The organism is Streptomyces sp. NTH33, from assembly GCF_003236365.1.
Taxonomy (GTDB): Bacteria; Actinomycetota; Actinomycetes; order Streptomycetales; family Streptomycetaceae; genus Streptomyces.
The window spans coordinates 1-9815 of record NZ_POTZ01000272.1; the positions used below are offsets into that span (position 1 = coordinate 1).

Sequence of the window (9815 nt, forward strand, 5' to 3'; positions counted from 1 at the left end):
GGATCCGCGAAGCCCTGAGAAGCAGGTGGCCCTACGACGCCGGAGCCGCCGTCCGTGCTCCCCGCGCCCCCCGCCGTCAACCTCCGTATCCGGGCCCGCCGCCCCAGAAATCAGCATCGTCGCAGGTCAGAGCGCCCTTGCGTATAAGGGATGGATAAGAGTTGAGCCGGGCAGACTCAGGTCTGTTGACCCGGCGGTGAGCCTCAGGCACACTTGAGTCCGTTCCACTCAAGTCAGCTGGAGGAATTCACCATGGCACGTGCGGTCGGCATCGACCTGGGCACAACCAACTCCGTCGTCAGCGTTCTGGAGGGCGGCGAGCCCACCGTCATCACCAACGCCGAGGGCGCCAGGACCACGCCGTCCGTCGTCGCCTTCGCCAAGAACGGCGAGGTGCTGGTCGGTGAGGTGGCCAAGCGCCAGGCGGTGACCAACGTCGACAGGACCATCCGGTCGGTCAAGCGCCACATGGGCACCGACTGGAAGATCAACCTCGACGGCAAGGACTTCAACCCGCAGCAGATCAGCGCCTTCGTGCTGCAGAAGCTGAAGCGGGACGCGGAGGCCTACCTCGGCGAGAAGGTGACCGACGCGGTCATCACCGTGCCGGCGTACTTCAACGACGCCGAGCGCCAGGCCACCAAGGAGGCCGGTGAGATCGCCGGTCTGAACGTGCTGCGCATCGTCAACGAGCCGACGGCCGCCGCCCTGGCGTACGGCCTCGACAAGGACGAGCAGATGATCCTCGTCTTCGACCTCGGTGGCGGTACGTTCGACGTCTCGCTGCTGGAGATCGGCGACGGCGTCGTCGAGGTGAAGGCCACCAACGGTGACAACAACCTCGGTGGTGACGACTGGGACCAGCGTGTCGTCGACTACCTGGTCAAGCAGTTCCAGGCCGGGCACGGCGTGGACCTGGCCAAGGACAAGATGGCCCTGCAGCGTCTGCGTGAGGCGGCGGAGAAGGCCAAGATCGAGCTGTCCTCGTCCACCGAGACCACGATCAACCTGCCCTACATCACCGCGTCCGCCGAGGGCCCGCTGCACCTGGACGAGAAGCTCACCCGCGCCCAGTTCCAGCAGCTGACGGCCGACCTGCTCGAGCGCTGCAAGACGCCGTTCCACAACGTCATCAAGGACGCCGGCGTCTCCGTCAACGACATCGACCACATCGTGCTCGTCGGTGGTTCCACCCGTATGCCCGCGGTCGCCGAGCTCGTCAAGGAGCTGACCGGCGGCAAGGAGGCCAACAAGGGCGTGAACCCGGACGAGGTCGTCGCCATCGGCGCCTCGCTCCAGGCCGGTGTCCTCAAGGGCGAGGTCAAGGACGTCCTGCTGCTCGACGTCACCCCGCTGTCCCTCGGCATCGAGACCAAGGGCGGCATCATGACCAAGCTGATCGAGCGCAACACCACGATCCCGACCAAGCGCTCGGAGATCTTCACCACGGCCGAGGACAACCAGCCGTCGGTGCAGATCCAGGTCTACCAGGGCGAGCGCGAGATCGCCGCGTACAACAAGAAGCTCGGCATGTTCGAGCTGACCGGTCTGCCGCCGGCGCCGCGCGGCGTCCCGCAGATCGAGGTGTCCTTCGACATCGACGCCAACGGCATCATGCACGTCACGGCGAAGGACCTCGGCACCGGCAAGGAGCAGAAGATGACCGTCACCGGCGGCTCCTCGCTCCCGAAGGAAGAGGTCGACCGCATGCGCGAGGAGGCCGAGCGCTACGCGGAGGAGGACCACAAGCGCCGCGAGGCCGCCGAGGCCCGCAACCAGGGCGAGCAGCTCGTCTACCAGACCGAGAAGTTCCTCAAGGACAACGAGGACAAGGTCCCCGGCGAGATCAGGACCGAGGTGGAGTCCGCCGTCGCCGAGCTGAAGGAGAAGCTCAAGGGCGAGGACACCGCCGAGATCCGTACCGCCACCGAGAAGGTCGCGGCCGTCTCCCAGAAGCTCGGCCAGGCCATGTACGCCGACGCCCAGACCGCGCAGGCCGCGGACGGTGCCGGTGCCGGCCAGGCCAAGGCCGACGACGACGTGGTCGACGCCGAGATTGTCGACGACGAGCGCAAGGACGGTGCGGCGTGACCGAGGAGACTCCCGGCTTCGAGGAGCATCAGCCGCAGCCTCCGCCACAGCAGTCCGACGCCGCCCCCGACACCGCGCCCGAGGAGACCGAGCCGCAGGCCGCCGCCCAGGACAAGGACGCGGCCCAGGCCGCGGAGACGGACCAGGCGACCGGGCTGACGGCCCAGCTGGACCAGGCCCGTACGGCGCTGAACGAGCGCACGGCGGACCTCCAGCGACTGCAGGCCGAGTACCAGAACTACCGGCGCCGGGTCGACCGCGACCGGGTCGCGGTACGGGAGATCGCCGTGGTGAATCTCCTGTCCGAGCTCCTGCCCGTGCTCGACGACATCGGACGCGCGCGGGACCACGGCGAGCTGGTGGGCGGTTTCAAGTCCGTCGCCGAGTCGCTGGAGACCGTGGTGGCGAAGATGGGGCTGCAGCAGTACGGCAAGGAGGGCGAGCCCTTCGACCCGACGATCCACGAGGCCCTGATGCACTCCTACGCGCCGGACGTCACCGAGACGACGTGCGTGGCGATCCTGCAGCCCGGGTATCGGATCGGCGAGCGCACCATCCGCCCCGCGCGGGTGGCCGTGGCCGAGCCCCAGCCGGGCGCGCAGACAGTCAAGCCGGCCGAGGAGTCCGGCAAGGCCCAGGACGCCGAGCAGGGCGAGGACAAGGAGAACGGTGGCCCGGAGGAGGGCTGACGCGGCGGCGAACGACGCACGAGAGGCACGAGAGGAGGGACGCCGGGGATGAGCACCAAGGACTTCATCGAGAAGGACTACTACAAGGTCCTCGGCGTCCCGAAGGACGCCACCGAGGCCGAGATCAAGAAGGCGTACCGGAAGCTCGCCCGTGAGTTCCACCCGGACGCCAACAAGGGCAACGCCAGGGCCGAGGAGCGCTTCAAGGAGATCTCCGAGGCGAACGACGTGCTCGGCGACCCCAAGAAGCGCAAGGAGTACGACGAGGCCCGCGCCCTGTTCGGCAACGGCGGCTTCCGCCCCGGGCCGGGCGCCGGCGGCTCCTTCAACTTCGACCTGGGCGACCTCTTCGGCGGGGGCGCCCAGGGCGGGAGCGGCGGCTTCGGCGGCGGCCTCGGGGACGTCTTCGGGGGCCTGTTCAACCGGGGCGGCGCGGGTGCGGGCACGCGCACCCAGCCCCGGCGCGGCCAGGACATCGAGTCCGAGGTCACGCTGAGTTTCACGGAGGCCATCGAGGGCGCCACGGTGCCGCTGCGGATGTCCAGCCAGCAGCCGTGCAAGGCCTGTTCGGGCACCGGCGACAAGAACGGCACACCGCGCGTGTGCCCGACCTGCGTCGGCACCGGGCAGGTGGCGCGCGGCTCGGGCGGCGGCTTCTCGCTGACCGACCCGTGCCCCGACTGCAAGGGCCGCGGGCTGATCGCGGAGAACCCCTGCGACGTCTGCACGGGCTCGGGGCGCGCCAAGTCGTCCCGGACGATGCAGGTGCGCATCCCCGCGGGCGTGGCCGACGGGCAGCGCATCCGGCTGCGCGGCAAGGGCGCTCCGGGCGAGCGCGGCGGACCGGCGGGCGACCTGTACGTGGTGGTGCACGTCGGCGAGCACCCGGTGTTCGGCCGCAAGGGCGACAATCTCACCGTCACCGTGCCGGTCACGTACCCCGAGGCGGCCCTCGGCGGCGAGGTCCGGGTGCCCACCCTGGGCGGGCCCCCGGTGACGCTGAAACTGCCCCCCGGTACACCGAACGGCCGTACGATGCGGGCCCGTGGCAAGGGTGCGGTCCGCAAGGACGGCAGCCGCGGCGACCTGTTGGTCACCGTGGAGGTGAGTGTCCCCAAGGACCTGTCGGGGAAGGCTCGTGACGCGCTCGAGGCGTATCGCGAGGCCACCGCCGGCGAGGACCCGCGGGCGAAGCTGTTCGAGGCCGCGAAGGGAGCATGAGATGGACGGCCGCCGTCGCAACCCGTACGAACTGACGGAAGACACACCGGTGTACGTCATCTCGGTGGCCGCCCAGCTGTCCGGACTGCACCCGCAGACGCTCCGTCAGTACGACCGGCTGGGCCTGGTGTCCCCCGACCGCACCGCCGGGCGGGGCCGCCGCTACTCGGCCCGCGACATCGAACTGCTCCGCCAGGTGCAGCAGTTGTCGCAGGACGAGGGCATCAACCTGGCCGGCATCAAGCGGATCATCGAACTGGAGAACCAGGTCACCGCCCTGCAGTCCCGCATCGCGGAGCTGCAGGCGGCCCTGGACGGCGCGGCGGCCACCATGCGGCAGCGCGAGGCCGCCGTCCACGCCTCCTACCGCCGGGACCTGGTCCCCTACCAGGAGGTCCAGCAGACCAGCGCGCTGGTGGTGTGGCGCCCGAAGAAGGCCAAGGACCAGAACTAGCCCTCCGGTACGGGCAGTACACGCGGTACACGCACGGCGGCCCCGGCCTCTCGAAGGCCGGGGCCGCCGTCGTCGTGCCCGGCGTGCGAAAGGGCGGTCAGAGCCAGTTGGCCCAGATGCCGTACGCCCGTTCCCTCACGACCTGTTCGTTGCCGTGGGGGTCGCTGTAGACCGCCCGGTAGTAGTACAGGTCGAACAGGCCCTCGTGCACTTCGGTGTCCGTGTAGTCGACGGTGACGCCGTCCTCGATTCTGCCGGTGGTGAGCGTGGTCCAGGTGGCGGAGGCGGCGTCCCAGCGCTCCCAGCGGTAGTCGGTCCAGCCGCCGCACGGCATGTCGTTGAGGGCGGTGCCGCAGCGGACGTACAGGCCCGGATACTGGGCCACGTCGACGGTGGTGCCGCTCCAGCCGGGGGACCGGGTGTCGGGCAGGGCGACCGTGATGCCGGCCGGGTTCCAGAAGTCGGGGCCCTGTCTCGTGTCGATCATGTCGTAGGCGGCCACCTTGTAGACGTGTTCTTGGCCGTCGTGCAGCGTGGGGCAGAGGACCTCGGTGTCGGCCATGGAGGCGCCGGTCCAGCAGTTGCGCTGCCAGACCGTCTCGCCGGTGTCCGGGTCGGGCACGCCCTGCCACACGGAGTACCCGAGGATGTCGTCGTCGGCCGGCGGGTTCCAGGAAAGGCGCACGCCCATCGGGACGAGCTCGGCCCGCAGGTCGACGACCGGGGCGGGGCGCACCGTGTCCCGGGTGGTGGCGGTGACGGGCGCGCTGGGCGCGGAGGCGTGTCCGTACCGGTCGACGGCGGCGATCCGGTACTCGTAGGTGGTCCCGGAGGCGCCCGAGGCCTCCAGGCAGGAGGCGCGGACGACGGGCGGCCCCGCCGCGTGGTCGGGGTCGAGGGAGTCGGGCGTTCCGTACGTCCAGGTGGTCGGCGGCTGGAGGGGGCCGTCGGCGTCGGAGGGGGAGCACTGCTCGATGGTCGTGCTCTCGCCGGTCGCGGGATTCGTACGGACGATCCGGTAGGCCGGGTGGTGGTCGTTGCCGGCGGACCAGGGGTCGGAGCTGCGCCAGGACAGCTCCACCCCCTTGTGGTGGGCCTGCGCTCTGAGCGCGTACGGCGCGGTCGGCCCGGGCCGGTCGGCCATCCGCAGGACGATCTCGGCGGGGGTGGAGGCGTTGCCGGCGGCGTCCAGCGCGCGTACCGCGTACCGGTACTCCTCGGCCGGGGCGGCCTGCTGGCGCGGCACCACGTCGGTGCGCGTGGTGGCCGCGGTGTCGCCGAACGCCTTCAGCCAGGCGCCGGTGGCCGGGTCGAGCTGGAGGACCTCGTACCGGGCGGCGTCGGCGTCGGCCTTCCACACCAGGTGCGGGACGCCGGAGCGGTACTCGACGTGTGCGCCGGCCGGGACCGCCGGCGGCACGGTGTCGAAGAGTCTGAAGGTCGTGGCGGCGGAGTACGCCGACCAGTTGCCGGCCGCGTCGCGGGCCCGCCCGCGGTAGGTCGCCGTCGAGCCGTCGGAGGGCTGCCCGTGGTCGCAGAAGGGGCCCCTGGTGCCGGTGTAGACGGTCGTCCAGGCGCCGGTCGCGGGGTTTCGGCGCTGCGCCTCGTACAGCGCGATGTCGGCGGCGTTGGCGGTGGTCGTGACGAGTTCGGGGCCGGCGACCCTGTCGTCGTCGGCGCAGGCGTCCAGCTCCAGGAACGGGGCGGCGGGCGGCGTTTTGTCGACGGTGGTGACGGGGCGGTCGGCGCTGCCGGCGGACTCGTTGCCGGCCTTGTCGCGGGCGCGGACCTCGTAGGAGAAGACCTGTCCGGTGGGGGGCGGGGTGTCCGTGGCGGAAGTGGCCGTGGTGGTGGCCAGGCGCGTCCAGCTGCCGCTGCCCTTCAGCCGCCGGTACAGGCGGTACCCGGCGAGGTCCATCTCCTTGTTCTTGGCCCAGGTCACCTTGGCCTTGCGGGTGTTCTTGTCGTACGACACGGAGACGCCCGTCGGGGCGAGCGGCCTGACCTTGTCGACGCTCGCCGAAGTCCGCGGCGTGTAACCGAACTTGACGTTGGCCCGCCCTGTCCAGTTGACGTAGTCCACGCGCAGGGTGTGGGTGCCGGAGGGGATCGTGACGTTGACGGTCCTGCTGACCGCCGAGGACACGTTCTTCCACAGGTCGACCTTGCGCTTGCCGTCCAGGTACACCCGTATGCCGTCCTGCGCGGCGACGCTGAACGTGAACGGGCCGCCGGAGCCGAAGTTCCGGCTCACCGTCCAGCGGACGCCGAAGTTGTCCTTCGGCAGTTTCGAGGCGGGGGCGCCGGTGCCCCAGTTCTCGTTGACCGCGCTGTCGCAGTCCGTCTTCTTCGGCGTGCCGGAGAACGTGGTGTTCGCGTAGAACTGCCGCTTGTAGACGGGCGAGGCGCAGGTGGCGGCCGCGGCGGTCGGGGCGGCGGCCGAGAGCAGACCGCCGGCGGCGGTGAGGACGAGGGCCGCGCCCGTCGTCCGTCTGGCTGGGTTCATTCGATCCTCTGATCGGAAGGGGAACGGCGGAGCGAGGCTCCCATGATCACGACTCGTGCGGTGTGCAGTTGGTTGCACGAATCTTCGCCCGGTGCTGAACTGCCGCCCGGTGAAGGGTCCGCAAAGGGCGTTTGGAGGGGATTCCGCAAGGCTGTGCAAGGTCTTCACAGGGGGAGCGGCGTGTGGTGTTGTCATCTCGTTAAGTGGTTCCGCTTGACGCCGGTGGTCGCCTCCGCGTTGGCTTTTCAGTCACCTGGGTTGCAATGCTGCGCCCTCGTCCGGAAGGCACCAGAAGTGAGCACCTCGATGCGTCGTATCGTCATAGCCGTGGCCGCGCCCGCGCTGACCTTCTCGCTGGCCTCCTGCGGGATGCTCGGCGGATCAGGGAGCGGCGCCGACGCGGGCCCGACCAAGGGCGGCGACGTGACGGTGGGTCTGCTGCTGCCGGAGACGGCCAACACGCGGTACGACAAGTTCGACTACCCCATCATCAAGGAGAGGGTCGCCGAGCTGACCCGGGGCCAGGGCCGGGTCGAGTACGCCAACGCGGAAGCGGACGCCGACAAGCAGGCCGGCCAGATGCAGAAGATGATCGACGACAAGGTCGACATCATCCTGCTGGACGCCGTCGACTCGCACGGGATCGCCGGCATGGTGGGGAAGGCCAAGGACGCCGGCATCCCGGTCATCGCCTACGACCGGCTCGCCGAGGGCCCGATCGACGCGTACATCTCCTTCGACAACGAACTGGTCGGCGAGGTGCAGGGCCGTTCCCTGCTGGAGAAGATGAACGCCGACAGCGCCGACAAGATCGTCATGATGAACGGCTCGCCCACCGACCCGAACGCCAAGCAGTTCAAGGAGGGCGCGCTCGCCCAGCTCAGCGGGAAGGTGACGATCGCCAAGTCCTACGACACCAAGGACTGGAAGCCGGAGAACGCCGAGGCGAACATGAAGCAGGCGATCGCCGCGATCGGCCAGGGCAGCATCCGCGGCGTCTACGCCGCCAACGACGGGATGGCGGGCGCCGTCATCAAGGCCCTCAAGGAGGCGGGCGTCACCGACCTGCCGCCGGTCACCGGCCAGGACGCCGAACTCGACGCCGTGCAGCGGATCCTCATCGGCGAGCAGTACATGAGCGTGTACAAGTCCTACCCGGCCGAGGCCGAGACCGCCGCCGAGATGGCCGTGGCCAAGGTCCAGGGCAAGGACATCCAGTTCGACGCCCTCACCCGGGACAAGGTCAGCAGCCCCACCCACCAGAACATCCCCGCGCAGCTGGTCTCCGTAATCGCCCTGACCAAGGACAACATCAAGGAGACGGTCGTCGAGGACGGCATCCACAAGACGGCCGACATCTGCACCGGCAAGTACCTGGAGGCCTGCGCGGCGGCCGGCATCAAGAAGTGACCGCCGTGCCGACGTGCCCCGCCGGGGCCGCTCCACCACCGTCACCTTGCTGCAACGCGCCGGACGGAGGCCGGAACACACCGGGTGATACCGGTGGTTTCCGGTGGCCGTGCCGAGGGGAGCCGTGTTGCACAGCCGGTCCGGTCCGCGCATAGTTGCGCTGCGGAAGAGGCGGAGACCGGGGGTGTGGTGGGCCATGGCCGGGCACGGAACGGGGGAACATCCACACGGTGCCGACCGGCTGTGCGAGGCCGGGGACCGCGTGTACTCCCGGGCCGTACGACGCGGCCGGGTGCCGCGCCGGGACGCCGAGCCGGTGCCCTGCCTGCTCGAACTGGCCCTGCTGCACCCGGACCCCGACGACATGGACTTCCTGGTGCCGACCGCGCCGCAGGAGGTCATGACCCGGCTGCTGCGCGGGATGTACGACGAGGTCAGCGAGAGCCATCGGCGGGTGGGTTCGGTGGTGGCCGCCTTCGAACGGTACGCCGGGCTGGGCCGCCGGGTGTGGGAGCCCTCCGCGGGCGGCGAGGGCACGGCGATCCGGGTCCTCGACGGACTGTCCCGCATCCAGGCGGCCATGGACGAGGCGACCCAGGCGTGCACCACCGAGGTGCTGACCGTCCAGCCCGGTGGCATCCGCCGCGAGCACGAGCTGTCGGAGGGGCTGCACCGGGCCCTGGCGCTGCGCGGCCGCGGGGTGCGCATGCGGGACCTCTACACCCACGTGGCCCGGCACGGCCAGGGCCTGCTCACCTACCTGGAGCTGATGGGCGACGCGGTCGAGGCGCGCACGCTCGACGAGGTCATCGACCGGCTGATCCTGTTCGACCGCACGGTCGCCTTCGTGCCCGCCAACGCCGACCGCACGATGGCGCTGGAGCTGCGCCATCCCGCGCTGGTGGAGTACCTGGTGACGGTCTTCGAACGGCTCTGGCGGCTGGCGATCCCGCTGACCGCGCCGCTGCCCGACACGGGCATCGAGGGCATCTCCCACCGCGAGCAGTCCATCGCCGCGCTGCTGGCCGAGGGCCACCAGGACGCGGTGGTCGCCGAACGGCTGGGCATCAGTGTCCGGACCTGCCGGGCGCACATCGCCCGCCTGTCGGAGACCCTGGGCGCGGCCAGCCGTACGCAGCTGGGCGTCCGCATCGCCCAGGCCGGCCTGGACGGGCCTCCGCGCACCTCCGGCGGCGCGCCGCTCACTGCTCCTGGTCAAGGATCCCCGACCGCCCGATGAGGTAGCCGAGCTGCGCCCTGCTGGCACTGCCGAGGGTGGCGGCGAGCTTGGCGATGTGCTCACGGGCGGTCCGCACGTTCATGCCGAGGCGGTCGGCGATCACCGTGTCGGTGTGCCCTTCGACGAGGAGGGCGGCTATGGCCCGCTGCCGGGGCGTGACGCCGTTCGTGGAGGGCTGGTGGACGGGGAGGGGGTGCATGGGGG

The 9815-nt window shown here is 70.5% G+C and carries 8 protein-coding genes; 6 read left to right on the forward strand and 2 right to left on the reverse strand.

Features of this window, described 5'->3' with window-relative positions; all coding sequences use genetic code 11:
* Positions 1 to 252 precede the first annotated feature (252 nt).
* The 4 genes from dnaK to C1I97_RS23650 are packed head-to-tail and all read left to right on the forward strand — an operon-like array spanning position 253 to position 4455.
* The gene (gene dnaK / locus C1I97_RS23635; RefSeq protein WP_111005200.1) at positions 253 to 2091 is read left to right on the forward strand and encodes a molecular chaperone DnaK; all 1839 of its coding nucleotides are present in this window, start codon (positions 253 to 255) and stop codon (positions 2089 to 2091) included.
* Positions 2088 to 2780: a nucleotide exchange factor GrpE gene (gene grpE / locus C1I97_RS23640; protein WP_111005201.1), complete on the forward strand. Its 693-nt coding sequence runs from the start codon at positions 2088 to 2090 to the stop codon at positions 2778 to 2780. Before dnaK ends, grpE begins: the two co-directional genes overlap by 4 nt.
* Before the next feature lie 48 nt (positions 2781 to 2828).
* Positions 2829 to 4001 carry a molecular chaperone DnaJ gene (dnaJ, locus tag C1I97_RS23645; protein WP_111005202.1) on the forward strand — a complete coding sequence of 391 codons (1173 nt, stop codon included), beginning with the start codon at positions 2829 to 2831 and terminating at the stop codon, positions 3999 to 4001.
* A 1-nt stretch (position 4002) separates the two neighbouring features.
* Entirely contained in the window at positions 4003 to 4455 is a 453-nt protein-coding gene (locus C1I97_RS23650; RefSeq protein WP_111005203.1) for a heat shock protein transcriptional repressor HspR, read from the forward strand.
* Positions 4456 to 4552: 97 nt separating this feature from the next.
* Here C1I97_RS23650 and C1I97_RS23655 read toward each other — a convergent pair whose 3' ends face one another.
* Positions 4553 to 6961, reverse strand: a complete 2409-nt coding sequence (locus C1I97_RS23655) for a PA14 domain-containing protein (protein WP_111005204.1) — start codon at positions 6959 to 6961, stop codon at positions 4553 to 4555.
* Positions 6962 to 7267: 306 nt separating this feature from the next.
* Here C1I97_RS23655 and C1I97_RS23660 point away from each other — a divergent pair, with 306 nt between their 5' ends.
* The gene (locus C1I97_RS23660) at positions 7268 to 8371 is read left to right on the forward strand and encodes a sugar ABC transporter substrate-binding protein (RefSeq protein WP_111005206.1); all 1104 of its coding nucleotides are present in this window, start codon (positions 7268 to 7270) and stop codon (positions 8369 to 8371) included.
* A gap of 196 nt (positions 8372 to 8567) precedes the next feature.
* On the forward strand, positions 8568 to 9611 hold the full coding sequence (locus C1I97_RS23665) for a helix-turn-helix transcriptional regulator (RefSeq protein WP_111005205.1): 1044 nt from the start codon (positions 8568 to 8570) through the stop codon (positions 9609 to 9611).
* Here the strand turns inward: C1I97_RS23665 and C1I97_RS23670 are convergent.
* Positions 9574 to 9815 (reverse strand): response regulator transcription factor (locus C1I97_RS23670; protein WP_146608273.1); only part of this gene is annotated, 242 nt, incomplete at its 5' end. The genes C1I97_RS23665 and C1I97_RS23670 overlap by 38 nt on opposite strands.